This is a genomic window from Bradyrhizobium sp. LTSP885 (assembly GCF_000938305.1).
Classification (GTDB): Bacteria; Pseudomonadota; Alphaproteobacteria; order Rhizobiales; family Xanthobacteraceae; genus Bradyrhizobium.
On the sequence record NZ_JYMT01000042.1, the window covers coordinates 405,365 to 429,904 of the forward strand.

Annotated in this window: 29 protein-coding genes and 1 tRNA gene; 19 read left to right on the plus strand and 11 right to left on the minus strand. The window is 63.1% G+C overall.

The features are described from left to right. Positions 1-8 precede the first annotated feature (8 nt). From UP09_RS30905 to UP09_RS30945, 9 genes are all read right to left on the minus strand, one after another. Complete coding sequence (locus UP09_RS30905; RefSeq protein ID WP_044542115.1) at positions 9-476, minus strand: MarR family winged helix-turn-helix transcriptional regulator; 468 nt, start codon at positions 474-476, stop codon at positions 9-11. After that, on the minus strand, positions 457-1,215 hold the full coding sequence (locus UP09_RS30910) for a nitroreductase family protein (RefSeq protein WP_044542116.1): 759 nt from the start codon (positions 1,213-1,215) through the stop codon (positions 457-459). The genes UP09_RS30905 and UP09_RS30910 overlap by 20 nt, the downstream gene beginning before the upstream one ends. Positions 1,216-1,489: 274 nt before the next feature. Then, on the minus strand, positions 1,490-2,323 hold the full coding sequence (gene lpxA, locus UP09_RS30915; protein ID WP_044542117.1) for an acyl-ACP--UDP-N-acetylglucosamine O-acyltransferase: 834 nt from the start codon (positions 2,321-2,323) through the stop codon (positions 1,490-1,492). A 129-nt stretch (positions 2,324-2,452) separates the two neighbouring features. Continuing rightward, positions 2,453-3,259 carry an MBL fold metallo-hydrolase gene (locus tag UP09_RS30920; RefSeq protein ID WP_044542118.1) on the minus strand — a complete coding sequence of 269 codons (807 nt, stop codon included), beginning with the start codon at positions 3,257-3,259 and terminating at the stop codon, positions 2,453-2,455. Then, on the minus strand, positions 3,256-4,047 hold the full coding sequence (locus UP09_RS30925) for a TatD family hydrolase (protein WP_044542119.1): 792 nt from the start codon (positions 4,045-4,047) through the stop codon (positions 3,256-3,258). Before UP09_RS30925 ends, UP09_RS30920 begins: the two co-directional genes overlap by 4 nt. Before the next feature lie 14 nt (positions 4,048-4,061). Then, the gene (metG, locus tag UP09_RS30930; protein ID WP_082070354.1) at positions 4,062-5,981 is read right to left on the minus strand and encodes a methionine--tRNA ligase; all 1,920 of its coding nucleotides are present in this window, start codon (positions 5,979-5,981) and stop codon (positions 4,062-4,064) included. Positions 5,982-6,038: 57 nt separating this feature from the next. Further along, positions 6,039-7,079, minus strand: coding sequence for a DNA polymerase III subunit delta' (locus tag UP09_RS30935; RefSeq protein WP_044542120.1), 1,041 nt, complete (start codon positions 7,077-7,079; stop codon positions 6,039-6,041). Next, positions 7,076-7,762 (minus strand): dTMP kinase, encoded by a 687-nt coding sequence (tmk, locus tag UP09_RS30940; protein WP_044542121.1) that lies wholly within the window; start codon positions 7,760-7,762, stop codon positions 7,076-7,078. Before tmk ends, UP09_RS30935 begins: the two co-directional genes overlap by 4 nt. A gap of 1 nt (position 7,763) precedes the next feature. Further along, on the minus strand, positions 7,764-9,023 hold the full coding sequence (locus UP09_RS30945; protein ID WP_044542122.1) for a D-alanyl-D-alanine carboxypeptidase family protein: 1,260 nt from the start codon (positions 9,021-9,023) through the stop codon (positions 7,764-7,766). 153 nt (positions 9,024-9,176) lie between these two features. Here UP09_RS30945 and UP09_RS30950 point away from each other — a divergent pair, with 153 nt between their 5' ends. Further along, the gene (locus UP09_RS30950; RefSeq protein ID WP_044542123.1) at positions 9,177-10,112 is read left to right on the plus strand and encodes an alpha/beta fold hydrolase; all 936 of its coding nucleotides are present in this window, start codon (positions 9,177-9,179) and stop codon (positions 10,110-10,112) included. An 18-nt stretch (positions 10,113-10,130) separates the two neighbouring features. Here the strand turns inward: UP09_RS30950 and UP09_RS30955 are convergent, their stop codons facing one another. Next, positions 10,131-11,063, minus strand: a complete 933-nt coding sequence (locus UP09_RS30955; RefSeq protein WP_052833263.1) for a septal ring lytic transglycosylase RlpA family protein — start codon at positions 11,061-11,063, stop codon at positions 10,131-10,133. Positions 11,064-11,799: 736 nt separating this feature from the next. Here UP09_RS30955 and UP09_RS30960 point away from each other — a divergent pair. From UP09_RS30960 to UP09_RS37880, 18 genes are all read left to right on the plus strand, one after another. Further along, a tRNA-Ser gene (locus tag UP09_RS30960) sits at positions 11,800-11,889 on the plus strand. Between the two features lie 161 nt (positions 11,890-12,050). After that, positions 12,051-13,289 (plus strand): tyrosine-type recombinase/integrase, encoded by a 1,239-nt coding sequence (locus tag UP09_RS30965; RefSeq protein ID WP_044542125.1) that lies wholly within the window; start codon positions 12,051-12,053, stop codon positions 13,287-13,289. Between the two features lie 106 nt (positions 13,290-13,395). Then, positions 13,396-13,839, plus strand: coding sequence for a hypothetical protein (locus UP09_RS30970; RefSeq protein WP_156164857.1), 444 nt, complete (start codon positions 13,396-13,398; stop codon positions 13,837-13,839). Between the two features lie 409 nt (positions 13,840-14,248). Further along, positions 14,249-14,482: a helix-turn-helix domain-containing protein gene (locus UP09_RS30975; protein ID WP_044542127.1), complete on the plus strand. Its 234-nt coding sequence runs from the start codon at positions 14,249-14,251 to the stop codon at positions 14,480-14,482. 9 nt (positions 14,483-14,491) lie between these two features. Then, positions 14,492-14,770 carry a PC4/YdbC family ssDNA-binding protein gene (locus UP09_RS30980; protein WP_044542128.1) on the plus strand — a complete coding sequence of 93 codons (279 nt, stop codon included), beginning with the start codon at positions 14,492-14,494 and terminating at the stop codon, positions 14,768-14,770. Then, positions 14,767-16,191: an AAA family ATPase gene (locus tag UP09_RS30985; RefSeq protein ID WP_052833264.1), complete on the plus strand. Its 1,425-nt coding sequence runs from the start codon at positions 14,767-14,769 to the stop codon at positions 16,189-16,191. The genes UP09_RS30980 and UP09_RS30985 overlap by 4 nt, the downstream gene beginning before the upstream one ends. A gap of 229 nt (positions 16,192-16,420) precedes the next feature. After that, the gene (locus tag UP09_RS36495; protein ID WP_156164858.1) at positions 16,421-16,921 is read left to right on the plus strand and encodes a hypothetical protein; all 501 of its coding nucleotides are present in this window, start codon (positions 16,421-16,423) and stop codon (positions 16,919-16,921) included. Positions 16,922-17,287: 366 nt separating this feature from the next. Next, positions 17,288-17,473, plus strand: a complete 186-nt coding sequence (locus tag UP09_RS37875) for a hypothetical protein (RefSeq protein ID WP_156164859.1) — start codon at positions 17,288-17,290, stop codon at positions 17,471-17,473. A gap of 8 nt (positions 17,474-17,481) precedes the next feature. Further along, positions 17,482-17,706 carry a hypothetical protein gene (locus tag UP09_RS30995; RefSeq protein ID WP_044542129.1) on the plus strand — a complete coding sequence of 75 codons (225 nt, stop codon included), beginning with the start codon at positions 17,482-17,484 and terminating at the stop codon, positions 17,704-17,706. An 11-nt stretch (positions 17,707-17,717) separates the two neighbouring features. After that, a complete protein-coding gene (locus UP09_RS31000) occupies positions 17,718-17,930 on the plus strand; it encodes a hypothetical protein (RefSeq protein WP_156164860.1) in 213 nt (70 codons plus the stop codon). Next, positions 17,930-18,124 (plus strand): hypothetical protein, encoded by a 195-nt coding sequence (locus tag UP09_RS31005; RefSeq protein WP_044542131.1) that lies wholly within the window; start codon positions 17,930-17,932, stop codon positions 18,122-18,124. Before UP09_RS31000 ends, UP09_RS31005 begins: the two co-directional genes overlap by 1 nt. Positions 18,125-18,129: 5 nt before the next feature. Further along, entirely contained in the window at positions 18,130-18,345 is a 216-nt protein-coding gene (locus tag UP09_RS31010; protein ID WP_044542132.1) for a hypothetical protein, read from the plus strand. A 7-nt stretch (positions 18,346-18,352) separates the two neighbouring features. After that, on the plus strand, positions 18,353-18,535 hold the full coding sequence (locus tag UP09_RS31015) for a hypothetical protein (protein WP_044542133.1): 183 nt from the start codon (positions 18,353-18,355) through the stop codon (positions 18,533-18,535). Continuing rightward, positions 18,532-19,044: a hypothetical protein gene (locus tag UP09_RS31020; RefSeq protein WP_044542134.1), complete on the plus strand. Its 513-nt coding sequence runs from the start codon at positions 18,532-18,534 to the stop codon at positions 19,042-19,044. The genes UP09_RS31015 and UP09_RS31020 overlap by 4 nt, the downstream gene beginning before the upstream one ends. After that, positions 19,044-22,259: a phage tail tip lysozyme gene (locus tag UP09_RS31025; protein WP_044542135.1), complete on the plus strand. Its 3,216-nt coding sequence runs from the start codon at positions 19,044-19,046 to the stop codon at positions 22,257-22,259. Before UP09_RS31020 ends, UP09_RS31025 begins: the two co-directional genes overlap by 1 nt. Positions 22,260-22,457: 198 nt before the next feature. After that, positions 22,458-23,291: a TIGR04255 family protein gene (locus UP09_RS31030; protein WP_044542136.1), complete on the plus strand. Its 834-nt coding sequence runs from the start codon at positions 22,458-22,460 to the stop codon at positions 23,289-23,291. Then, positions 23,288-23,782, plus strand: coding sequence for a hypothetical protein (locus UP09_RS31035; protein ID WP_044542137.1), 495 nt, complete (start codon positions 23,288-23,290; stop codon positions 23,780-23,782). The genes UP09_RS31030 and UP09_RS31035 overlap by 4 nt, the downstream gene beginning before the upstream one ends. 21 nt (positions 23,783-23,803) lie before the next feature. After that, positions 23,804-24,226, plus strand: coding sequence for a hypothetical protein (locus tag UP09_RS37880; protein WP_156164861.1), 423 nt, complete (start codon positions 23,804-23,806; stop codon positions 24,224-24,226). 19 nt (positions 24,227-24,245) lie between these two features. Here UP09_RS37880 and UP09_RS31045 read toward each other — a convergent pair whose 3' ends face one another. After that, positions 24,246-24,524, minus strand: coding sequence for a hypothetical protein (locus tag UP09_RS31045; protein ID WP_044542139.1), 279 nt, complete (start codon positions 24,522-24,524; stop codon positions 24,246-24,248). Positions 24,525-24,540: the final 16 nt, after the last annotated feature.

Sequence of the window (24,540 nt, forward strand, 5' to 3'; positions counted from 1 at the left end):
AGAGGCACTCAGCGCTCTGCAAGCTGGCTGAGCAGCTGATAGAGCAATTCCTTCTGGCCAGCCTTGAGCGGCGCCAGCGTCTTGGCAGTGCATTCGATTTCGATCGGGATCAATTGCTCGACCAGCGCAACGCCCGCAGCGGTCAGATCGATCAGGATCAGCCGCTTATCCGTCGGATCACGCCGGGTCGCGACCAGGCGCCGCTTCTTCAGCCGCAGCACCACGTCGCGGATATTGGCAGGCTCCATCGCGACGAGCCGGCCAAGCAGGTTTTGCGAGAGCGGGCCCCGCTCATAAAGCCGGGCCAGCGTCGCATATTGCGGAGCCGTCAGGTCGTAGGAACCGATCTGTTCGACCAGATTGGACGACGCACGTTGATAGGCGCGGCGCAGCAGGAAGCCGACCTGATCCTCCAGCCGGTAGCTCGAGGCCAGTCGCCTGGCCGGCGCGGCAGATTTAGTCGACGTTCTCGGCATCGCGGTACATCACCTTGTGGCGCGTGGTCGAAACCCATTCGTCGATCTGGGCTTCGGTCATGAAGTGCGAAGCATCGAACCTGTTCCAGTTGCTGATATCAGCCAGGCTCTTCTTCCAGCGCTTGTACGGCGCCTTCGCGGGCGGGCCGAAACACATGATATCGAGCACCGACAGCTCCTGGGGAATGCCGAGCAGCGGCTTCATGGCCTGCTGCGCCTTCTCCTGCCCGATCGCGGTCACCCACCAGACATTATATCCGAGCGCCGCGGCTGCCAGATGCGCAGACATTGTGGCGGCCGCCACGCTCTGGAGCAGGATCCGCTCCGCATTCTCCTTGTACATCTTGTCGAGCTCGGACCCGTCGTTGAGGACGGGAAACGCTTTCACCCAGCGGAAATCGCTGGCGACGACGATGAAGCCCGGAGCTGACGCCAGTCCGCGGTAGTCGGGCGTCGGAAACTTCATCTTGAGCCGGGCGCGCATCACCTGCTCTTCGCGGAAATACTCCGTGATCTTGTTCTTCAGGTCCTGATCGGTGACCGCAATGAAGTGCCAGGGCTGGGCGTTCGCACCCGATGGGGCGTGCCGCGCCGCCTCCAGGATCAGGTCGTAATGCTCCGACGGCATCGCGTAGCTGGAATCGAATGCCCGCGTCGTCAGTCGGTTTTTCACGACGTCCATCAGCGCGTCGTATCGCGTCCGATCGGTGTAATCGCGCGCCGCTGCAGTTTCCGCCATCTGATCCTCCCTGATCTATTCGTTATGATCATAACGATATACCCTCTGCGCGAAAGGTCAACGCAAGACCGCGGGCGATCTTACGCAACCGCCCGCCCGCCCGCCGGGCGGTCGGTCCATAGCGGTGGTGGTAGCAAGGCCCGATCCGCGAAATGGGGTGAATCCCCCCGCTCCTTTGTCGAACTGAGGGAAGGCGCGCGGGTGACGGAGGCCGGGAAATCCGGCGCGCTCCCGAAGACATCGACCGAAAGATTCAGAAATTCCCGCGGCGCTATCAGCCCAGTTCAGCGTAAGCGTTTCGGCGTGGCGCAATCAGATCGTCGTCGTTCGCCGGTAGACACAGCGAGCGATGCCTTGCCGCGTCGATGAAGGCCAGAATTTCCGCAATCGCGGGATCCGCCTCCGTCAGTTGCCTTACCTCGTGGAGACGCGCGGCAAACACACCGGGGCCGCGAAATAATTTTTGGTAGAACGCTCTGACCACCGCGAGACGAGCGTGGGTAAAATCACGGCGTCGCATGCCAACCAAATTGAGCCCGGCGAGACCCGCGTACTGGCCGCTTGCGAGGCCAAACGGGATGACGTCGCCACGCACGCAACTTGCAGCCCCGATCATCGCCTGCGCCCCGATTCGAACGAATTGATGGGCCGACGAGAGGCCTCCCATAAAAACAAAATCGCCGATTTCGCAGTGGCCGCCGAGCGTCGCTGATGTCGCAAAGATGACGTCGTTCCCTACGACGCAGTCATGACCGACATGGCTGCAATTCATGAAATAGCCGCGATCGCCGACTCGGGTAACGCCGCCACCCGCGACGGTTCCGGCGTTCATGGTAACCTGCTCCCGGATTGTGCATTGCTGGCCGATCTGAAGTTTGGTCAGTTCGCCGCGATAGCTCAGGGCTTGCGGGGGCGTGCCGAGCGAGACGAACGGATAGATCGTGCAGCCGCCACCGATGGTGGTCTCCGCGGTGATGTGCACGTGCGCGATAAGCTTGCAGTTTGCGCCGATAATGACACGGGAACCAATAACGCAATAAGGACCAATCGACGTGCCGGCGCCGATCACCGCCCCGTCCTCAATCCGCGCAGTGGGATCGACGAGCATAGAGTTCCCTCAAAATGGATTGTTTCGCGACCCGCAGGAGAGGGCAAGCTCAAGCAGAGTGCAAGCTCAAATGCCGACCGCGGCTGTGTGACCTATTGGACCTACTGCCGCGCGACACGACGGGTTGCTTCAGTCCGCCCGCTCCAGCGCCAGGCGCATGCCGTCATAGGCCGGGATCACGCCGGCCGGCAAGCTTTGCCGCAACACCTCGTGATCGAGGTCGGAATGCAGGTTGGTGAGAACCGCCCGCTTCGGCTTGAAGCGATCGATCCATGACAGCGCGTCGCTGAGGCTGAAATGGCTGGGATGCGGGGCATAGCGCAATGCGTCGACAATCCAGAGATCGAGACCCTGCAGTGCGGGCCAGCTTTCCTCGGGAATGTCGTGCAGATCGGGCGTGTAGGCGGCGTCGCCAATGCGATAGCCGAGCGCGGGGATGTTGCCGTGCTGGACCAGGAAGGCAGTGAGCTCGAGCGGGCCGCCCTTCCCGTCGATCGTCCGGCTCTCGCCGGCCTCGATCGAATGGCGGTTAAGGATCGGCGGATAGTCGCTGCCCTCAGGCGAGATGAAGCAGTAGGAGAACCGCGCCATGATGTCGTTGGCGGTCGCCTGGTTGAAATAGACCGGGATGCGGCGGCGCTGGTGCAGCACGACCGAGCGCAGATCGTCGATGCCGTGGGTCTGGTCGGCATGTTCATGCGTCAAGAACACCGCATCGATGTGTTCGACATGGGTATCGATCAACTGTTCGCGCAAATCGGGCGAGGTGTCGATCACGACACGCGTGGTGCCCTGCTCCGTCGTGCGTTCGGCCATCATCGAGCAGCGGCGGCGCCGGTTTTTCGGGTTGTTGGGATCGCAGGCGCCCCAGCCCAGCGCCGGCCTTGGCACACCGGCCGAGGAGCCGCAGCCCAGAATTGTCAGTGTCAGCGTCATGCAGCAACCTTTGGCGCCGGCACCTTGGAGAATAGCCGGAAGAAGTTTTCGGTGGTCTGCCGCGAGATCTCCTCCAGCGAGACGCCGCGCGTTTCCGCCAGCACCTTGGCGACCTCGACGACATAGGACGGTTCGTTGCGCTTGCCGCGGAATTTGCCCGGCGCCAGATATGGCGCGTCGGTCTCGACCATGATGCGGTCGGCCGGCAGTTCCGCCGCCAGCGCGCGCAGCGTGTCCGACTTCTTGAAGGTCAGGATGCCCGTGAACGAGATCGACAGCCCGAGCGCAATCGCCTTCATCGCAAGCTCGCGCCCGCCCGTATAACAATGCAGGACGGCCTTGAACGGGCCCTTCGCCACCTCGTCTTCCAGGATCCGGCCGCAATCCTCGTCAGCCTCGCGGGTGTGGATGACAAGCGGCAGGCCAGTCGCACGGGCCGCCGCGATATGGGCGCGAAAGCCGCGCTCCTGCGCCTCGGGCGAGCCGTGTTCGTAGAAATAGTCGAGCCCCGCCTCGCCGAGCGCGACGACCTTCGGATGCCTCGCGAGCTCGATCAGCTCGCTTGCGGGAATACCGTCCTCCTCATCGGCATGATGCGGATGGGTTCCGACCGAGCAGTAGACATTTGGAAAGCGCTCGGCGATCGCGAGCAGGCCGCCGAGCCGCTTCACCCGCGTCGAGATCGTGACGATGCGGCCGATCCCGGCCGCCTCGGCACGACCGACGATCCCGTCGAGATCGTCGGCGAATTCAGGAAAATCCAGATGGCAATGACTGTCGACCAGCATGATGTCCGAACCGCCTACTCGGTCTTCGGTTCTACGTAACGCGGGAACACGCCGACGGGCGCCGGCAAGATCGTGCCCGGCTTGATGCGTTCGGCGAGTGCGGCAAAGCTGCGCGAGTCCTCGGGGATACCGAGGCTGTCGAGCAATTTGGCGCAGGACGCCGGCATCACCGGCTGCGCCAGGATCGCGATCTGCCTCACGACCTCGGCCGTCACGTAGAGCACCGTCTTCTGTCTGGCAGGATCGGTCTTCGCCAGTGCCCACGGCGCCTCGCCCGCGAAATAACGGTTGGCTTCAGCGACCACGGCCCAGACCGTGTTGAGCCATTGATGGATCTGCTGCGTGGCCATTGCGGACCGCGACGCCTCGAGCATGGCGTCGGCCTGCGCCAGGATCGCCTTGTCGCTTTCGCTGAACGCGCCGGGCTCCGGCAACACGCCGCCAAGCTGCTTGGCGATCATCGACAATGAGCGTTGCGCCAGATTGCCGAAGTCGTTGGCAAGGTCGGCATTGATGCGCGCGACGATGGCCTCGTGATTGTAGTTGCCGTCCTGGCCGAACGGCACCTCGCGCAGGAAGAAATAGCGCACCTGGTCGACGCCATATTGTTCGGCGAGATTGAAGGGGTCGACGACGTTGCCGACCGACTTCGACATCTTCTCGCCCCTGTTGAACAGGAAGCCATGTGCGTAGACCCGTTTCTGGACGGGAATGCCCGCCGATATCAGGAACGCCGGCCAATACACGGCGTGGAAACGGATGATGTCCTTGCCGATGATGTGGACGTCGGCCGGCCAATAGCGCCAGTTCGCGTCGCTCTCATCCGGGTAGCCGACGCCGGTGATGTAATTGGTCAGCGCGTCGACCCAAACATACATCACGTGCTCAGGATCGTTCGGAACTTTGACGCCCCAGTCGAAAGTGGTGCGCGAGATCGAGAGATCCCTCAGACCTCCTCTCACGAAACTCATCACCTCGTTGCGGCGCGAATCCGGGCCGATGAAGTCGGGCTGGCTCTCGTAGAGATGCAGTAGCCTGTCCTGATAGGCCGACAGCTTGAAGAAGTAGCTCTTCTCCTCGACCCACTCGACCGGTGTGCCCTGCGGGCCGCGGCGGACATTATCCTCGCCGACGACGGTCTCGTCCTCGGCATAGTAGGCCTCGTCGCGCACCGAGTACCAGCCGGCATAGCTGTCGATATAGATATCGCCGTTGTCCTGCATGCGATTCCAGATCGCCTGGCTCGAGCGATGATGCTGCTCTTCCGAGGTGCGGATGAAGCGATTGAACGAGACGTTCAGTCGCTCGTCCATCTCCTTGAAACGCGCCGCGTTGCGGGTGGCGAGCTCGAGCGGCGTCAGACCTTCGCCCTGCGCGGTTTGGATCATCTTCTGGCCATGCTCGTCGGTGCCGGTCAGGAAGAACACGTCCTTGCCGTCGAGCCGCTGGAAGCGCGCCAGCGCATCGGTCGCGATCGCCTCGTAGGCGTGGCCGATATGCGGCTGGCCGTTCGGATAGGCGATGGCGGTCGTGATGTAGAATATGTTGCCGCGATCCGCTGATACAGGCGCAGCTTTGGGAGCGACCGCCGCGGGCTTCGATTGCTTCGCAGCCGGGGCCGGCTTCGGGGCCCTTCTAACTGCCGCAGGTTTCGGCGCAGCAGGTTTCACGGGCGCCGGCGCAACGGCCTTTGCGGCTTGCTTCTTCGGCGAAGCTTTGGCCGCCTTCTTCGGAGCTTTCCCGACTGCCTTTTTGGCGGCCTTCTTTGCAGCTGACTTCTTGACGGTCTTCTTGGCCGTTTTCTTTGCCTTCTTGACGACCCGCTTGCTCGTCTTGGCAGCGGGTTTTTTGGCAGTCGTCTTTCTGGTCGCGCGCGCCGGCGAAGCCTTCTTCGTCTTGGCCTTTTTCTTGGAGGATTTCTTCTTGGCGGCCACCGCGGATTCCTTTGCAGATCAAAACAAGATTGTCGGGATAGAGGTCAGACGAAGCGTCTATCGGGTTGCGTCCGCAAGCATCGAAAACACCGAGAAAACCAGCGGCTTGCGCTCCAGATTGTAGGCTTCGGTATCGCGCGCGGCGCGGATGATCTTTTCCCATACCTCCGCCAGCCGTGCAAGGCGCGGCAGGTTGGCATTGGCGTCGCCGGTGCGCATCTTGTCGCTGATCCAGCGATCGATGCCGTCGACGAATGCGGCGAGCGCGACGCGGTCGCTGGTGCCGAGCGCTTCGCCGAGTGCGTGCAGTTCGCGCGGATCGACCTGAGGAAGCGTTGCCAGCAGCGCGGCTGTGCGCTGCTGCAGCTTGAGGGCGTCGCCGCCGAGTAGCGATAGCGCCCGCCCGACGCTGCCCTCGGAGGCCGCAGCCGCTTCGATCAGCGCGGGATCGTCGGCCGCGATGTCGGTCGCGGTGACGGCGCTACGTACGACGTCGTCCGTCTCCAGCGGCCGCAGCAGCAATTTCCGGCAACGGGACAGGATGGTCGGCAGCACCCGCGACGGCGCGTTGCTGACCAGCAGGAACAGCGATTGCTGCGGCGGCTCCTCGAGTATCTTCAATAGCGCGTTCGCGGCATTGGGATTGAGTTCGTCGACAGTGTCGACGATGCAGACGCGCCAGCCTTCGACTGCGGCGGTCGAGCCGAAGAACGAGATCGTCTCGCGGGTTTCGTCAACCGTGATGACGGTCCGCATCACGCCGCGATCGTTGAGGCCGCGCTCCAGCACCAACAGTCCGCCATGCGCGCCGGCGGTGATCTGCCGCGCCACGTGGTCGGCCGGATCAACCCGCAATGTCGGCGCCTGCTGCACCTGGGAGACAAGAGGATTGCGGAACGCCAGCACGAACCGCGCCATGCGATAGGCCAGTGTCGCCTTGCCGATGCCCTGCGCGCCGCCGATCAGCCAGGCATGAGGGATGCGGCCGCTACGATACGCGTCGAGCAAGGTGCTCTCCGCCTCGCGATGCCCGAACAAATCGGACGTCTCGCGCGGATGCCGGACTGCAATCTCCTGTTCGACCTTGCGTGCGCTCATGCGGAATTTGCCGCCGTTTTTAGCGTCATCACGTGCTCGCGCAGCGCGGTCCAGACCTGCGATGCGACCGTATCGGGGTCGGCCGTGGCATCGATCAGCACGCAGCGTTGCGGATCTTCGGCCGCGATCTGCCGGTAGGCCTCGCGCAGGTCCTGGTGGAACTTGACGTCTTCGGCCTCGAAGCGATCGGCCGCAGCGTTGCCCCGCCGCGCGGCGGCGCGTTGCAGCCCAATTTCGACCGGCACGTCGAGGATGATGGTCAGGTCGGGCTTGAGATCACCGATCGTGACCCGCTGCATGGCGTTGAGGAGGCCGGGCAGCACCTGCCCAAGGTGGCCCTGATAGGCGCGCGTGGAATCGAAGAAGCGGTCGCACAGCACCCAGATGCCCTGGTCGAGCGCGGGCAGGATCACGGTGCGGACGTGGTCGTCGCGCGCGGCGGCAAACAGCAGCGTCTCGGCGTCAGGCCCGAGCAGCTTGCCCATCCCCGACAGCACGAGGTGGCGGATGATCTCGGCGCCCGGCGAACCGCCCGGCTCGCGGGTCACAATGGCGCGCAGCTTGGCTGTGTCGAGACGTTCGGCCAGCTTTCGGATCTGGGTCGATTTACCGGACCCTTCGCCGCCTTCGAAGGTAATGAAGCGACCGCGCAAGCTCGGCCGTTTGACTGCTGCTTCCGCCATGTCAGAGCTTCTCGGCGCCGGCGCGGAACATGCCGATGACGAGCTCCTGGACGCCGTCGAGCGCACGGCGCATCGTCGATCCGGTGCCGACGGCATCCGCTGCAAACACCGGTGTCTCCATCGCGACATTGGCGCCGCGCCAGACCCTGACCACGCCGATCTTCTGACCGGCGGTGATTGGTGCCTTGACCGGGCCGCTATAGACCACGCGCGCCAGCAGCTTGTCGTTGCCATTCTTGGACACCATCACCTTGATCGGATCGGGGCTGACGAGCTTGACCGAACGGCTCTCGCCCCCGAACACCCGGGCATAGCCGACCGGCTGGTTGGCCGCGATCAGGATTCGCGTCTCAAAACTGCGGAAGCCCCACTCCAGCATCTTCTTGGCTTCGGTGGCGCGGTCTTCCGAATCTTCGAGACCATTGACGACGACGATCAGCCGCGTGTCGTTCTGCACGGCCGAGCCGACCATGCCGTAGCCGCCTTCCTTGGTGTAGCCGGTCTTCAATCCATCGGCGCCGGGCATCGCGTTCAGCAGCGGGTTGCGGTTCTGCTGGCGGATCTTGTTCCAGGTGAATTCCTTCTCGCCGAACAGTTTGTACATGTCCGGATAGGTCTGGATGACGTAGCGCGCCAGCGTCGCCAGCTCCCGCACCGTCATCTTGTTGGTGGGGTCAGGCAGCCCGTTGGAATTGCCGAAGGTCGATTTGGTCATGCCGAGCTCGCGGGCGCGCTTGGTCATGAAATCGGTAGCGAAGGTGTGCTCATTGCCGGCGATGCCTTCGGCGAGCGCGATGCAGGCGTCGTTGCCGCTCGGGATGATCGCGCCGTGCAGGAGGTCGTCGATCGAGACCTTGCTGTTGATGGCCGCGAACATCGTGGATGTACCGGACGGCGCTCCGCCCCGCCGCCAGGCGTTCTCGCTGATCCGGTACTCGTCCGTGAGCTTGATGTCGCCCTTCTTGATGGCGTTGAACACCACCTCTGCTGTCATCAGCTTCATCATGCTGGACGGCGCGCGCAGCTCATCGGCGTTCTTCTCGAACAACACGCTGCCTGAGGAGGCCTCGACCAGGATCGCGGTCGGGGCATCGCCGTCGAAACCGCCCTCTTCCTTCTTGGCGCCCTGAACACTGTTGTTGGCGGCGTAGACGACCCCGCTGCAGCCGATACCGAGCACCACGACGGCCGCAACCACGCCGCGCCAGCAACGCCCGGCGCGAGCGGCGAACGTGCGGGAAACTGCGGTCTGGCTTGCCATCGGCGATGTCCTGAAAGGCTGCGTTCTAACAGGTGGAAGTATCGCAAACAACTGAGGTATTTGCGCTTATGCACGGACGGTTGGATTGCCGCCTGCGCCGAACGTCCATATCGTCGGAACGACAGCAAAACCGGCAAACAAGGCGGAACCGCGATGCCTTCCTCACGCACCATCTCCGCCAACGGCATCGACATGTTCGTCCGTGAAGCCGGGCTAGGCCGGCTCGTCGTGCTCTGTCATGGCTGGCCGGAACTGTCCTACTCCTGGCGGCACCAGATCGACGCGTTGGCGGACGCCGGCTTTCGGGTCGTCGCCCCTGATATGCGCGGCTTCGGCCGGACCAGCGCGCCGGCTGAGGTCGGCGCCTACACGATCTTCGATACCGTCGGCGACATGGTCGCGCTGGTCGCGGCGCTCGGCGAGAAGCAGGCCGCGATTATCGGCCATGATTGGGGAGCGCCGGTGGCCTGGCATGCCGCGCTGTTCCGGCCGGATGTCTTCACCAAAGTCGCCGGCCTCAGCGTGCCGCCGCCATTCCGGGGGCGCGGCCGCCCACTGCAGACCCTGCGCGAGAGCGGCATCACCAATTTCTATTGGCAATATTTTCAGCCACCCGGCGTCGCGGAGGCCGAGTTCGAACGCGACATCGCCCACACCATGCGGCTGGTGCTCGGGCGCGGCATATCCGACCCCAACTCGATGTTCGTCGATGAGGCCAAGGGCTTCCTCGGCAATCTGCCGGGCGGCCAACCGCTGCCGGCCTGGCTGAGCGAGGCCGACATCGCCGAGTTCGCGGCGGGCTACGCGGTGTCCGGCTTCCGCGGCGGCCTGAACTGGTACCGCAACCTCGACCGCAACTGGGAGCTGACCGCGCCCTGGCAGGACGCCCAGATCCGCCAGCCTTCGCTGTTCATGGCGGGATCGAACGATTCGGTGATCAAAGGGCTGATCGGCGCCAAGCGCGTCGCAGACATGGAACGGGTGCTGCCGAACCTGAAACAGAAGCGGATCATCGACGGCGCCGGTCACTGGATCCAGCAGGAACGGCCGGACGAGGTCAACGCAGCGCTGATCGCGTTTCTCAAATAATCAGGCGAAAGTCTTGATTCAGTAGAGACCGCGCCCGCTCAGGACCTCCGACGGGCCGCGCGCATCGATCGGCACATAGGCCGTCGCCGGGCTCGGGCTCGCCGCATAGCGGTCATCGTTCTCGTAGGACACTTCCCGCGGATTGTTCAGGACGCGGCCACGCGAGCGGCTTGAGGCGGACATTTCGGACGTGGCGGTGGTCGAGGCGTAGTCGGCCGAGGTATTGCCGAGGCTATAAGGCCTGCCCTCGGGCACCGGAACGTCGCCGCGGATGCGGCCAGGGGATGAGGACACCTCCGGCACGAACGGCCGCGCCGAGGCGACCCGTACCATCGACGGCGATGGCGCCGGCGTGCCGGTGCGCAGGGTCGCGATCAGCTGGCGGTCGTCGGAGCCTTCGAGCGGCGCCCGGCCGACATATTCGACGCGGACGCGGGCCACGCCATTGCCTTTGAATTCAAGCAGTTCGGCGGCCTTGTTCGAGACGTCTATGAGGCGATTGCCGTGATACGGGCCACGGTCATTGACCCGCACGACGAGCGATTTGCCGTTGCTGAGATTGGTGACCCGCGCGTAGCTCGGCATCGGCAGGGTCGGATGGGCCGCCGTGAGCGACCCCATGTCGAACACCTCGCCATTGGCGGTCAGGCGGCCGTGGAAATCGTCGCCGTACCAGGACGCGATGCCTTCGGCGCGGTAGTTGACGTCCTCTTCCGGCACGTAGGTCACTCCGCCGACGACATAGGGCTTGCCGATCCGGTAGGTGCCGCCGCCCTTCGGCACGGGGTCGCCGAGCGCCACGACGCGCGGGCTCGAGGAGACGCCGTATTTAGGATCGACGCGGCTTGCGAACTGGTTCGACGAGGCGCAATTGGCAAGGAGGAGGCACGTGGCCACCGCAACGGCGCCGCGCGCCGTCCGGACGATCGAATCTGGCCGTTTAGTCCCCATTGCCCCAAGTACCACTCTGCCGGACGCCCGCCTACTCCGAGGCAGATGCACCCAATTCGTCACGATGCGGCCCACCTTCCGCACCACATAGTGAAGATATCGCAACCGGAACACGGCGGAAATGGGGTGAGCCGCCCCGTGGTGAATGGTTCGTTGCGCACCCCTCCGTTGATCTACGGACTTTTCATCGCGCAACGCCACCGCCCGTGGCGTCGCCTGTCCCGCGATCAGACACACTGTTGCAACAAATCATCAGTCGGGAGTGATCTCGATTCCGACAATTGAATCTTTTTGACTGTGCAAGCTTGCAATCGTCTTCTCCCCGGCGTGGGGCGCAAAGGAACGTTTGCGATGATCGAGACGGTTACAGCGGTTATGGGCCTGGTGAGTGTAGCCATCTTTTTGGCTCATGCCGTGGAAGGCTATCGATACCGGGCCTGAGGGCCCATTGAGGCGGAAAGACGCATCACCTCTTTCCAGGAGCGACTGTACGGAAAGCTTTAATCAATTCGGACGAGCATCGGATCAGGCAGGTGCATCATGCGCAGTCACGATTTAGTCTCCGACGGATTTCTGACCCTGACCGCAGCCAGCCTTGTGCTGCTGTGCTCGAGCTTGCTGGCCTTCGCGTTTAGCTGAATATCCGAACGCTAGGCGCCTCGGCGCCAATCCGGGGCTGCAGCTTGCCCCTTTCGCGTTTCTTTCCCCTTTGCTATGCCGCTCGCATCCGAGAGATGGAAGGGTGGCCGAGTGGTTTAAGGCACCGGTCTTGAAAACCGGCGTGCCCGCAAGGGTACCGTGGGTTCGAATCCCACCCCTTCCGCCAGTATATTGTTCGCCGTTGTTCTCCACTGTTCGGAATCCCCAGTAATATCAGCGCTCTCCTCGGCAAACTGTATTCTCTCGTTCGCCGTCGTTCCTCATAATCAGCGCGCTGACCGTAGCTAGGGCCCGTAGGTTCGGAGGACGGTTTGAGCGGAGGAACACATGGCTGGAAAGCTTCAAGCCCTACAGATCGAGCGCGAAACCAAGCCCGGCAAATACGCCGACGGTGACGGCCTCTATTTCGTGGTCGCTGGTCCGACGTCGCGGAGCTGGTCGTATCGATACTGGTTCGGCGGCAAAGAGCGATGGTACGGGCTCGGCTCATTCGAGAACGTGTCGCTAAAGGATGCCCGCCTCGCGCGGGACGCCGCCCGGCTCCGGGTCAAAGGCGATCGCAACACCCCAGGCGTCGACATCGTCTTGGAGAAGCGGACCGCCCGGGTCGAAGCCCAAGCGGAAGCCGCGGCCGCTGCGGCGCCGCCGGCTCCGACCTTCAGCGAGTGCGCGCAGGTCTATATCGACAAGATGTGGGACCGCTGGAGCGAGAAACATCGCGATCAGTGGCCGTCATCGCTGAAGACTTACGCCTATCCGACGATCGGCGATCTGACGATTGCGGAGATCAGACCGAGCCACATCCAGACGCTGCTTACTCCGATCTGGATCGCCAAGCGCGAGACCGCCAACCGGGTGCGCGGCCGGGTCGAGACAATTATCGCCGCGAACGTCGAGATCAATGATCCCGCGCCCAACCCGGCGGCGCTCACCAAGGTTCTGCGCGAGGCGCTGCCCAAACGGCCAAAGCGAGTCGTCCAGCATCATCCGGCCCTGCCCTATGAGGAAATGCCCGCGTTCATGGCCGCGCTCTCAACGGCCTCCGGACGGGCAGCGAAGATGCTTCGCTTCCTGATCTTCACCGCCTGCCGGACAAACGAGATCGTTGCCGGCGCCTGGACCGAGGTCGACCGGCCGGCATCGGTCTGGAAGATCCCCGGCGAGCGTATGAAGATGGAGGAGGATCACTCGGTGCCGCTGTCAGAGCCCGCCCTCGCTATCTTGGACGAGGCTCGGAACGGCGAGCAAGGCCAGCTGATCTTTCCAGGCGATGACGGCGAGCCGTTCTCGGAGAACGCGATGCTGGCGGTGCTGGCGCGGCTCGGCTACGGCCACGTCACCGTGCACGGCTTCCGGGCAACCTACGCAACGTGGGCCGAAGACTGCACGGATTATCCCGATGGTGTCCGCGAGGCCGCCCTCGCCCACAAATACAAGGACGAGACGACCGCGGCCTACCAACGCGGTCAGAAGCTCGAGAAACGGCGGGCCCTCATGCGGGATTGGGCCGCGTTCATCACAGGGGCGAATGTCATCGCTTTACGGGCGGGAAACGCGGGGCCCTAGCCCGGCGTCCTCCTGACCACCCGAGCCCGTGGTTTCACGGCATTGTCTCCATCTCCCAATCCATGGTTGTATTAAACATTGACTAAAACCAATGGGGGGACTGAAAATGAAGCAGATCATTTTGGTTGCGGCACTGGTACTCGCCACGACCTCTCTAAGCGCTCAAGAAGCGACTATTCAACTCGGGCGGAAAGCCAACGGCTTTTTATTGCCCCCGCCGGCTATAGACGTCACGCCGTGTATGGCGATCAATCTTGACCCATCATTAAAGAACTACAACGGTCTTGCTCGGCGCGTACAGAAGAGCGGCCAAGCGGTCATCTGCACACAACGCATTCCACGCGAAGTAAAATTCTCTGCACTAGCCTGCTACGTTTACAGCACGAAAGCAGAAGCTCGTGGGCCGGTCGCCTGGTACGAAGAACAACTGTGGACGACGACCGAAAGCCTCACCGAAAACACCCTACCCGATGGCACGCGACAGTACTGCTGGGAGATTATCAATTGGGCGGACCACGAAAGAGATTTTCATATTGGAATATCTAAATGAAACTTGGGGCGCGGAATGAGGTCCGCGCCTTACACTCGTCAGCCGCCCCGCCGTCCGATGACGGTTGTTGCCTTCCGATGCGAACCGCAATTTGAACGCCATGCCAGCCCGGTGAGCACGCATGTTTGGATCAATGTTTATCGGCATTTCTTGAAATCGGTCAGTTGTATGCTTCTGCAATAAGCAGGCGCTAGACGGCCACTCATCTAGCCTGCCCAGTTCAGCTGTTCTGACTCGTGTTTTACAGCGTATCTGTGATCATCGCTGGTCACCGATTGACCCCGTCCGCCGCGGCGAGTGCCATCGAGCGCGGAAATCCTGACGGGAGCGACCGCCGCCCGGAGTGCGTTGCGACGAACTGACGTCCTGACATCCTCGTGAACACCGACAACCAAGCAGGTGTTTCCCGATGTCAGAACCCATTACCCAGCAGAACGACCTCGCGGCGCCGGTCGTCGCGACCGCGAACCAGGCTATCCAGCGCCTGCAGGTCTCCCGCGCCACGCTCTACGAGCTGATCAACAGTGGCGTGCTCGAATCCTACACGGAGGGCCGCGCCCGCCGGATCACGATCCGCTCAATGGATCGCTATATCGAGCGTCGCCTCGCGGAAGAAGCGAAGCGCCGAAATCGCGTCGCGTGAGCAAGCACGATGACCCGGCGCCATACGCTCGACGAACCCCTCGAGGTCGACAAGTTCTGGCGAAACCGCCGGCATGACGCGGTCGTTACCTCGCTGGCGACCTTTGAAGGCAAGAACATCGTTTCTGTCCGCACTTTTGTCATGGACAAGAAGAGCGGGAAGCTCGTGCCCACGCGCAAGGGCCTTTCCATCCTGGTCCTGCGATTGCCGGAGCTCGCCAAGGCGATCAACAAGGCGCTGGCGAAGGCGCAAGAACTTGGCCTGCTGGACGGCGAGGCCGGCGAATGAGCGACTTCGTTGACACGTTCGAAGAGACGGCACGCCTCGATCTTCCGTATGCCGCGGAACAGGCGCTGGCGAGTTTTGAACGGACGCTCGACGCCGCACCGAGGAACAACGTCCCCCTGATATTCACGCGCGCATGTACCGAGGTGATGAGGCTCGCTAAGCCGGATGTAAATCCGGAGGATTGGCAGAGCCTAGTCGACCACCTGTACGGCTTGGGGCGGCGCTACGAGCTTGCCGACGATGTTGTGCAAAACCTGATGGAGGCGGGTGCGCTCGCCCCGCCTGACCGGCAGCCCGGACACCGCGCTGCGCCGCCATCGTCCCCGCTCGGGCCGATCGGCAAGCCGGCACCGGACCGGGAGCCAGAGCCGACCACGCTGATAACGCCCGCCCATTGGCCCGCCGAGGCGCCGCCGCCCGTCAATTGGCTGGTGGATCACAGGATCCCGCGCGGTGACGTCACGACGCTTCACGGCGACGGAGGCGCCGGTAAGACGGATATCGCCATGCAGCTCGCGGAAGGTTGCGCGCGCGGCGCCGGCTACTGGATGGGCCACGAGTTGGCCGCCGGGCCCGTGGTCATCCTCAGTGCCGAGGAGCCCGAGCGAGAATTGCGCCGGCGCATCTGGCTTCATAGCTGCCGGGACGGCTTCAATCCGGCGGACCTTGTCGGCCTGCACCTTTGGTTTCCCGATGATGTGGCGGGCGCGGTGTTCGCTACGCCCGCACGATCCGGGTTGATGGTGCCGAGCCCGCTGTTCCGGTCGATCGAGGCCGCGATCGTGGAGATCGCGCCGGTGTTGGTCATCGTCGACAACGTGGCCGCGACCTACACCGGCAACCAGAACGATCGCGTCATGGTCCGCAGCTATGTGAACCTCTGGCGCTCGATTGCTCGCTTGCCGAGCCTGCCCGCGGTTTTGCTGCTCGACCATCCGAGTTTGTCGGGCCTCACGAATGGCAACGGCCGTGGTGGCAACATGGATTGGCGCAACGCCGTTCGCTCAGCGCTGTATCTGCGCGTCCCAGAGGACAAGGTTGAGGCTGAGCGCGGCGTCCGCATCCTCGAGACCCAGAAATCGAACTACGGCCCCACAGGGCAGCCTGTACGCCTGCAATGGGGCGACGGCGGGCTTGCCCTGGAGAAGGGGCCAAGCTCGCTGGTGCGCCTCGCCGAGGACGCCAAGATCGATGAGCTGTTCCTGCAGCTGCTCGACAAGCGTCTCGCCCAAGGTCGCCCCGTGAGGCCCAGCACCGGCCGCGGCAGCGCGCCGGCCGAGCTCGCTGGCGATCCTGACGCCATTGGCGTGACGGCCGAGGCTTTCCGACGCGCGATGGAGCGGCTGTTCACCGCCGGCAAGATCAAGAACGTCGAGACCGGCCCAGCCTCGAAGCGCCGCAAACACATCGAGAGGGCATAGTCGTGACCTTCCATCGGTACTGCCATCGGTCTTCCATCGCTTCCGTCGCCCATGCCATCGGGTATTCCATCGCCCCTGCTATCGCCTTCGATCGGGTATTCCATCGGCGGTGTTCCATCCCCCCACACCCCTATAGCGATGGAAGCGCCCTCGCGCGCGCATTCCACCCGTGCTCCGACCGGCTGCGCTGTCGCTCCGCTCGGTCGAACCACTCTCGAAGGATCACACCATGACCGATGACAAAACCCCGACCACCCGCCAGGCTGTCGCGGCTCAAGACCGATCCGGCAAGCTCACCGTCAGCGGCAAGCTCAAGGTCGCCTTGGATGAAATGCTGTTCAAGGGCTCACGTAGAGCCGAGGCCGCCGCCGCCGCTGGAATGACAGACCACGGCCTACGTGAGGCGATGAAGAAGGTTCACGTGAAGCGGTACTACAACGCCGGTTTGGAGGTGTTGAGGACGAGCGAGAGAGCGAGGAACATTTCCGCGCTCGCGAAGGTCCGCGACCAATCAGATAACAGCATGGCCGTCGTGAGCGCTGCGAAGGCGCTCGAGCAGCTGGCCGAGCCGAACGGGCCTGGAGGCAGGGGCGGCGGACGCACGGGAGCCGGCTGGGCGATTGATCTCTCCGAACCGCAGCTGCCCGGCCTGGTCATCGTGATCCGCCCGAGGGAAGAGGCCTCGGCACTGCCGAGCAAGATGATCGATGTGACGCCGAACGATGAGTGACGGAACGTCCATCCTCCACACGAAATGCAAGAAACCCCTGCAAATGCTGGCGATCTTCACTCAACGAACTCGCGGCCGACCCGCAAGCTACGGTGCAAACCCACGGAGTGCGTTGCGCGGCCGGCGCGGTGGCGCAAACTGCAGTCATCAGGACCGCAAGCCTGAGAGCACGGACCCTGGGCTTTGCGGACCGGGCGCGGTGGAGACCAAACGAATGCAGACCCCCACCCTACCCCATCCGATATCGGCGCGGCCGCTTGGACCCCACCCGGGGGAAAAATCGGTCGCCGATCGGGCCGCTGGTATCGCTCGCACGCGGTTGCCTTCCGATTTCTTCCGGCCCCGAAATATTTTGGACCGCTGAAAATGTCTGAGCAGGTCATGCCGCCTGGAGCCCGCGAGTCGTTGCCGATCACCCTGCCCGACACATCGCTGGCGATCCCGCGCAGCGACGAGCGCCGCGACCTCTATCCGATCCGCAAACCGCCGGTGATCAACCGTCCGGCCAAACCCTCGCTTGGTCGTCGCCGGCGCCGCAGGTTAATGGAGTGAACACCCCCATGTCAGACGACTTAGAACCCGACGGGACCAGCATCGGCGGCCAAGCGTTCGAGCAGGTCATGCACGAACTCGGCTATCCGCGCTGGTATCGCGACGATCGAATTACCAAGGCGATCGACACTGCGTGGCAGGTATGCCGCGACACGGGCCGAACCGCCTTCGATATTGCAGCAGCGGTCCGAACGATCGGATTGCCGCCGATGCCCCAAGGCCAATGGCACTGAAAGGTCTGACGATGAAAAAGCAAAGCGAATATTCCGCGATCGAGTGGGCGCGATTGTTCCCCGATGAGCGCTACAGGGCCATGCAAGCCGAGAACGACGCATCGGCGGGCCGCAACATCATCCCCGTCCGCGGCGCCGACGGGCGCTCCACTGTGTTCATCGACCGCGCGACCGGCAAGCAGGTCGATGCCACGTCGGCGCGGCGCATTGGAGGACTCGTCTGATGCCAAAGGGCAAATTTACGATGGTGATCGACAAGCTCGACATTCACGACCACAGCCCCCGCGGGCATCGCGCGTTCATCTGCGAGATGCTCGAGCGGGTCAAGCAGGAGGTCGGCAGCGGTACGGCCGCGTCCGGCGATGTCTCCGCTGCAGCCCATCGGGTTGTCGGCTCGTGGGAAATCGAGGGGGAGTAACAGGCATGGCCAACCTTCAGCAGCACTCGAACCTGATCACCATCTGGAATGTCTCGAACCCGAGCGCTTGCGTTCAATATCAGATCAGCAGCGTCGGCGCCCGCGAGTTCATGGATCGCGACGCGAACTACGTCGAGACGCTGACAGCGGGTCAGACGCCCGATCCGACCAAATCCGGCCGGAACAGGATCATCATCGATGGCTTCGTTGGCCAGGCCTGAGGCAACCATGGGCGAACGCTTTGAAACCTACGAGCAGGCTTTGGCCCGCCTCGCATCGGCTCCCTCGGAAACGAAGGTCGTCGATATCCGGACCCGAGCGCCGTTCTATCCGCCGGGAAGCCTCGGCGCCACGCTGAAGGCCATCGCCGAAGCCTTCCCACCTGCCGAGCGATGGAGTGCCGTTCCGTGAACTCGGGCCAAGCCGCAGGCGGCTCATCAATCGCCAGCATCGGCCTGTCGACCTATGCCACGTTGCTCAAAGCGCAGGGCGTGGCAACGGCCGATCAGTATCAGGCCGACAGGCTGACGACCGCCGCGCAGTACGGCGACTTGAAAGCGGCCCAGACCGGCGGTCAAATGACGCGCAGCCTGAACCAGACGCTCGGCAATATCGATGCAGTGCGCGCGGCGGCGAATTCCGATCCGAACTCGCCGACCGGTGCGGCCTTCCGGGACAATCAGGAGAGCATCGGTGTCACCCAGCGCGGGATTGCAATCGGCAACATCAACGCGCAGACCGCACAGGAACGCAGCGATGCGGCGTTCTATCGGCAGGCATCTTCCGATGCGATGCTGTCGGGCGACATCTCGGCCGCAGCGGGCGTGTTCGGTGCCGCCTCGCCGCTTCTAAAGGGCAATGGAAGCAGCCAGAGCGGCGGTATGGGACTGTCACTCACAACTACGGGAGGACTGTACTGATGGTCGACCTTCCCACCGTCCAGAACGGCAATATCACATCGACCGCGCCACAGTCCGCCATCACGCCGGGCATCATCGAGCAAGGCGCCAACATGCGCGCCGCAGCCTATGGCAAGGTCGCCGATGACCTGATGGATGTCTCGACCGAGCTTGCGAAGAAACAGGCGGCCGATGACCTGATGAAGCAGAAGATCGTCCGGAATGCGGACGGGTCTGCCACCGTGGAAAATCCGGCAACCGCACCGCTGATTTTTGGCGAAGCCGGCAAGGCTTATGCGGATGCGGTGCGGATCGGCACGATTGCCCAACACAGCAACGACCTATCCCAGCATTTCAACGAACTGCATCAGCAATACCCAGCTGATCCCGCTGCTTTTAAGGTAGCGTCGGACGCGTTCCTGGAGAAGCGCGCCACCCAAATCACGGGCCCCATCGGAGAAGCCATCCAGCGCGAGGGTGGCCAGCTTCAGACCCAGCATTACAACGCTATCACCGACCGGGCCGCTTCCGCCGAATTGGCGACCCAGGGCAGTGCGATCAGCGCAAGCCGGCAGAGCGCCCGTGACGACGTCATGACGATGATGCGCGGCGGCGCTGCGCTCGAGGACCCCGCGGTTCAAGCGAAGATCCGGCAGTATGACGCGGCCACCGAGCTGCGCGCCGCGAATCCGCTGTTCGGCTATTCGAAAATTCAGGCTCAGCTTGATCGGGAGACCTTCCACAGCGCCGCGTCGGCAAACCGGTTCGTCTACAACAACGATCAGATCTACAAGGCTCAGGGCTACGACGCCGCGATGGAGGCCGCAAAGGACATCCTGGTCAATCCGGCCTACAAAATGTCGGATCCCGACCGCGAGGCCTTCTATCACAAAGCGACCGCGGGAATCCGCGCCAATGAAGCCATCCGCCGGCAGGACCTCGGCGAGGCCCGCGCCTCGTTCAGCGATCTTCAATTGTCCAGCGCCACCGGGCAGCCAATCGAAAGCGATCGCGTCGAGCAGACCGCCAAGGCATTCCGAGCGGCCGGCGACCCCGGCAGTGCCGCGCGCGTGTACGCATGGGCCGCACGCAAGCCGCTCAACGACTCGTTCGGGCAGCAACCGCTCGCCGAGCAGACCAAGCAGCTAGCTGCCCTGCATGGCGTCAACGCTGCAGCCGCGGCGTACAGCTTCTTTGTCGGCAAGGGCTACACCCAGGAACAGGCCGCCGGCATCGTCGGCAATCTGGTGCACGAGAGTGGCCTGGATCCGGCGGCATCGGGCGACAACGGTACCTCGGGCGGTTTGGCCCAATTCCACAATGAGCGGCTGAAAGCACTCCAGGCCTTCGCGGCCGAGCGTGGCAAACCGGCGACAGACTTCCAGACCCAGCTGGAATTCGTCGACCACGAGCTCCACACCACCGAAGGCCGCACGCTGGCGAAGCTGCAGGCCGCCAAAACGCCCGAGGACGCCGCTGGCGCGTTCATCGATTATGAGCGCCCGATGGGCTGGACCCAGGAAAACCCCGCCGGTGGACTCGGCTACGAATCCAGGAAGGCTTTGGCGCGGACTGTGTTCAGCGGCAAGCCGACCGACACGTCGATGGGACCCGCCGGCAGCGGTTGGCTGGAGGCCAACCGTCAACGCACACTGGACATGGCCGCGCAGACGCAATGGTCGACCATCATGGACGACTATCGCAAAACCGGAGCCCGGCCGGCGCCGCAGCTAGTGAACGACATCGTGAACGCCGGGCGCGCGTCCCGAAATGCCGGTTTCCTGGAGACCATCGCGGCCGACACTGCCCGGATGGGCCTCGCCCGGGATGCCTCGCGCAGCCCGCTGGCGACCCAACAGGATACGATTGTGCGGCTGGACGCTGCTGGACAGGCCGGCGACCTGTCACCCGGCCACGCAGCGCTCCTGACCGATCTGCAGAAGCGCAACGCGGCGATCACCAAGGGCCTCGACGAAAATCCGATCGCCACCACCGTTGAGAATTTCCCCGACAAGTTCAAGGCTCCGGGCCCGCTCGACTTCTCCAGCCCGGGCGCGCTGGCCGGTTCGCTCGCCAATCGCGCCGCGATCGCGCAATTTGCCTCCCTCAACTGGCAGACGCCGCAGCTTTCCGTGCTCGACCAGGCGGACGTGAAGCAGCTGCAGACCGCTCTCCAGGGTCCGCAGGGCGCCACCGTGCTCACCACCATGGCGAGCGGCCTGAAGCAGCCCGAAATGCTGAAGCTGCTCGAGCAGAAGGACGTCCGGGACACCATCACGGGCATGCAGTCGAGCGCCGACGCCTCGAAGATGACTGCAGCGAACTCGATCGCCGATGCCTTGTGGCGCAGCGATCCGGCTCGGGCGGAATTGCTGCTCGGACCGAAGGCAATCGACAAGCTCCACGCATGGCAGGGCCTGAAGGACAGCTTCAATTCTGAGGAGATCGCCGCCAACCTCAACGCGCCGCGGGACCCGTCCGTGATGAAGGTGCGCGAGGAAGCCCGGAAAGCGGCCCTGGAGGAAGCGGACAAGCTGAAGCCGGCCGATATCGCCTACAAGCTGGGCTCGGGGTCATGGTTGTTCGGCGGTAACCCGCCGGTGGGAGCGACCGCAGCCTATGCGCCGACCGGCAAGCAGGTCGATTATCGCTATCTGCCGGATGCCACGGCCGCCAACGTCCTGCGCGACGATTACAAGCAGACCTATGCGGCCCTGCGCGCGGATGGGCTCGACGCGGATAAGGCCTCCGAGCTCGCGGTAAAGCGGCTGCAATCGACCTGGGGCGTGTCGCAGGCGGCCGGCGGCATGCTCATGAGGTATCCGCCCGAAAACTCGCCGGCGTTTCCGGCGATCGGCGGCAGCAAGGACTGGATCTCAGATGACCTCCGGGCATGGGTCGCCAAGCGCGCAGGTCCGGAATTCTCGGAGGGCCCGCGCAGCCTGGAGGCTGGCGTCGCTCTGGCCGGCCGCGAACGCAATTGGGACATCGCGGGCCTGATTGCGGACAGCCGAACCGAGACCGAATTCTCTGCCGGTCAAAAGCCGAGCTACATCGTGGCCGTCCGCCGGAGTGACGGCACGCTTGCGCTGCTCGGCGCCGCGCGCGGCGAACCGCGGGTGACGTTCGATCCGAGCAGCCATGTCGCGGATTATGAGGCCCGCCTGAGGGCCAAGCTCGCCAACCTCACGGCCGTGCGTGCCAACCAATTTGCGCTCAGCCAGGCGCTGCCTTGACACACACGCGCGCGCACGCCGCCATGCGCCACGGCCGGCCCTGTGGCGCTTAAAATCCTTGCTGAGGCAAATGCAGCGACGATTCGCACCGGGAGCCGTCGGAAATCTGCATAGGATGCAAGAACTTCAAGGCCTTGAAGGCATTTCTTAAGCACCATATGGTTCCGTTGCTATACACGCCCTGAGTCCAGATCCGAGATGACCAGCACACGGCCAGCAGATCTCCCGGAGTTTGGGGCGCCACCGCTGACGGAGGTGGCGATTGGCGTTCAGTTTGACGTCATCCCCGGACTTTCGACGCCGCACGTCGGCCTCATCTGGCAGCACTTCCGAAAGGCGTTTCCGCTGGTGGAAGAGCAAGTTCCTCTTCAACCGGTGTTTGAGACGTTTGGTCCAAATCCCATGCCACCCGGGATGGGTTTGCAATTCTCCATCACCCCCGAGACACCTCGCGTGTTCTTCGTGAACGAAGCGCGCACGGAGCTTCTGCAGGTACAAAAGGACCGGTTTCTGCACAACTGGCGGAAGATCCAACAGGGCGATAATTACCCGCGTTTCGAGCGGATGCTGGAAACGTTTAGAGCGGGCTTTGCCACCTTCTCGAACGCACTTTCCAGTGAAGGACTTGGACCGATCATTCCGAATCACTGCGAGGTCACCTATATCAACCAGGTAGTAATCCCTTCGGGCAGCAACCTTTCTGATTTGGAAGGCGACCTGTTCGGCCAGCTTACCGGCAGCTTGGCCCTTGAGGATCTCGGAAGACCGGAGGACCTCCGTTTCCTCCTTCGGTATGTGATGAAGGATAATGAAGGCAGACCGGTGGGCAGGTTGATTGTTTCAGCGGAGCCGGCCCGGCGTGCGGATGGCCAAACGATTGTGCAATTGACCCTCACCGCGCGCGGTCGCCCGGCCACGCCTGACGAACGAGGGATCGTTGATTTTTTAAATAAGGGTCGCGGTAGCGTTGTGAGGGCATTTGCCCATCTCACTGGACCCAAAATGCATAAACTTTGGGAGCGAAAACAATGAATGCGCTGGCGCTAAGAGCGTTCGAAAACGAGTGGTACCAGTCAGCCAACAACCCGAGCGAGCTTGCGCGATCGAGCACAAAACCTGTCGTGCTTGCGCGTCCTCAGCTCAGCTCGCCGAGCGTCGTTCATCGCTCCAACTGGGCGCGGCCTACCATTGATCGTCTTAGCGCTTTAGCGCCGCTCGGAGACAATTGGGACCAGCGTGGATCGGCAGCCGTCAGAGCTGACGTGCTGCAATTCGCCTGGAATATTCTTGTTCAGATTATGCCATATGACGGTAAGCCACCTGTCATCGTGCCGCTTGGGAATGGTGGTGTCCAACTTGAGTGGAGCACAAGCGCGGCCGCTTTGGAGATCGAGGTTTCCCGGCCCTTTGAGGTATCAGCTTTGCTTGTTACTGAGCCTGGCGGGGAAGAAACGGAAAACGAATTGCCGACGGACACCTGGGATCGGCTGACCGAGACAGTTCGAGAATATTTCAGACAGTAAGCGGCAGCTGGGCGCCCGATCATGCCGGTTGCTCCTCAGCGCGACGCGAACGGCAAGATCGTCCCGCATGATCATCCAGAGATTTTGGATGACGACTTTGTGCTCAGATATATTGTCCCGCCCCAAGACTTGCACCCTGATCCAGGGAGTGGGACCACACGTGTTTCATCAGGTGCATATTCTGCCGGCGAAGGAGGAATGTCCGTCGATATCATTCGTTGGATGGCAGAAGCGGGCCTTCACGAACTCTACTATTTGCCGGATGAAACGTTCGGCGCCCGTCGGATTAACGTTGGCTTCCTGAGGAGCCTTGGATTGCAGGTTGGCTGGGATCCCGACAGCGGTCACCACCACCACGGCACAGTATGGGGGGTAAAGCAGACCCACCGGAGAAAAATCGCAAGGGTTGCGATATTGTCAAAGAAGGCTGAGGGCGAGACGTAACTTCGGTTCGGCGCGGGCTTTATCCGCAAATCCCCTTGTTGAAATCGACCACCTCGCTCCAGTCGATCCGCGTGTCGACCCAACCGACCCGGCCGCAGCCGGTGCACTCGAGGTGCGCGGAGATATCGGACCAATCCCAGTCCGGAAGGTCGGCCAGCTTCAGCCGGCCGTTGTGATGGCAGTTGACGCAGTAGACGAGCACCGTCTTGAATTGCTTGCCTGACGCGCCGGTCGCCTCTCGATCGACGGGGCCGGTCCAGTAGCGGAGGAAACGAGCGGGCTTGCGGCGCCAGGGCATCACGCATGAGAGCGCC

What these genes read in the sequence shown, in the direction of transcription:
- UP09_RS30905 (WP_044542115.1), bottom strand. Translation starts at nt 476, where the DNA reads ATGCCGAGAACGTCGACTAAATCTGCCGCGCCGGCCAGGCGACTGGCC.
- UP09_RS30910 (WP_044542116.1), bottom strand. Translation starts at nt 1,215, where the DNA reads ATGGCGGAAACTGCAGCGGCGCGCGATTACACCGATCGGACGCGATAC.
- lpxA (WP_044542117.1), bottom strand. Translation starts at nt 2,323, where the DNA reads ATGCTCGTCGATCCCACTGCGCGGATTGAGGACGGGGCGGTGATCGGC.
- UP09_RS30920 (WP_044542118.1), bottom strand. Translation starts at nt 3,259, where the DNA reads ATGACGCTGACACTGACAATTCTGGGCTGCGGCTCCTCGGCCGGTGTG.
- UP09_RS30925 (WP_044542119.1), bottom strand. Translation starts at nt 4,047, where the DNA reads ATGCTGGTCGACAGTCATTGCCATCTGGATTTTCCTGAATTCGCCGAC.
- UP09_RS30935 (WP_044542120.1), bottom strand. Translation starts at nt 7,079, where the DNA reads ATGAGCGCACGCAAGGTCGAACAGGAGATTGCAGTCCGGCATCCGCGC.
- tmk (WP_044542121.1), bottom strand. Translation starts at nt 7,762, where the DNA reads ATGGCGGAAGCAGCAGTCAAACGGCCGAGCTTGCGCGGTCGCTTCATT.
- UP09_RS30945 (WP_044542122.1), bottom strand. Translation starts at nt 9,023, where the DNA reads ATGGCAAGCCAGACCGCAGTTTCCCGCACGTTCGCCGCTCGCGCCGGG.
- UP09_RS30950 (WP_044542123.1), top strand. Translation starts at nt 9,177, where the DNA reads ATGCCTTCCTCACGCACCATCTCCGCCAACGGCATCGACATGTTCGTC.
- UP09_RS30955 (WP_052833263.1), bottom strand. Translation starts at nt 11,063, where the DNA reads ATGGGGACTAAACGGCCAGATTCGATCGTCCGGACGGCGCGCGGCGCC.
- UP09_RS30965 (WP_044542125.1), top strand. Translation starts at nt 12,051, where the DNA reads ATGGCTGGAAAGCTTCAAGCCCTACAGATCGAGCGCGAAACCAAGCCC.
- UP09_RS30970 (WP_156164857.1), top strand. Translation starts at nt 13,396, where the DNA reads ATGAAGCAGATCATTTTGGTTGCGGCACTGGTACTCGCCACGACCTCT.
- UP09_RS30975 (WP_044542127.1), top strand. Translation starts at nt 14,249, where the DNA reads ATGTCAGAACCCATTACCCAGCAGAACGACCTCGCGGCGCCGGTCGTC.
- UP09_RS30980 (WP_044542128.1), top strand. Translation starts at nt 14,492, where the DNA reads ATGACCCGGCGCCATACGCTCGACGAACCCCTCGAGGTCGACAAGTTC.
- UP09_RS30985 (WP_052833264.1), top strand. Translation starts at nt 14,767, where the DNA reads ATGAGCGACTTCGTTGACACGTTCGAAGAGACGGCACGCCTCGATCTT.
- UP09_RS36495 (WP_156164858.1), top strand. Translation starts at nt 16,421, where the DNA reads ATGACCGATGACAAAACCCCGACCACCCGCCAGGCTGTCGCGGCTCAA.
- UP09_RS37875 (WP_156164859.1), top strand. Translation starts at nt 17,288, where the DNA reads ATGTCTGAGCAGGTCATGCCGCCTGGAGCCCGCGAGTCGTTGCCGATC.
- UP09_RS30995 (WP_044542129.1), top strand. Translation starts at nt 17,482, where the DNA reads ATGTCAGACGACTTAGAACCCGACGGGACCAGCATCGGCGGCCAAGCG.
- UP09_RS31000 (WP_156164860.1), top strand. Translation starts at nt 17,718, where the DNA reads ATGAAAAAGCAAAGCGAATATTCCGCGATCGAGTGGGCGCGATTGTTC.
- UP09_RS31005 (WP_044542131.1), top strand. Translation starts at nt 17,930, where the DNA reads ATGCCAAAGGGCAAATTTACGATGGTGATCGACAAGCTCGACATTCAC.
- UP09_RS31010 (WP_044542132.1), top strand. Translation starts at nt 18,130, where the DNA reads ATGGCCAACCTTCAGCAGCACTCGAACCTGATCACCATCTGGAATGTC.
- UP09_RS31015 (WP_044542133.1), top strand. Translation starts at nt 18,353, where the DNA reads ATGGGCGAACGCTTTGAAACCTACGAGCAGGCTTTGGCCCGCCTCGCA.
- UP09_RS31025 (WP_044542135.1), top strand. Translation starts at nt 19,044, where the DNA reads ATGGTCGACCTTCCCACCGTCCAGAACGGCAATATCACATCGACCGCG.
- UP09_RS31030 (WP_044542136.1), top strand. Translation starts at nt 22,458, where the DNA reads ATGACCAGCACACGGCCAGCAGATCTCCCGGAGTTTGGGGCGCCACCG.
- UP09_RS31035 (WP_044542137.1), top strand. Translation starts at nt 23,288, where the DNA reads ATGAATGCGCTGGCGCTAAGAGCGTTCGAAAACGAGTGGTACCAGTCA.
- UP09_RS37880 (WP_156164861.1), top strand. Translation starts at nt 23,804, where the DNA reads ATGCCGGTTGCTCCTCAGCGCGACGCGAACGGCAAGATCGTCCCGCAT.
- UP09_RS31045 (WP_044542139.1), bottom strand. Translation starts at nt 24,524, where the DNA reads ATGCCCTGGCGCCGCAAGCCCGCTCGTTTCCTCCGCTACTGGACCGGC.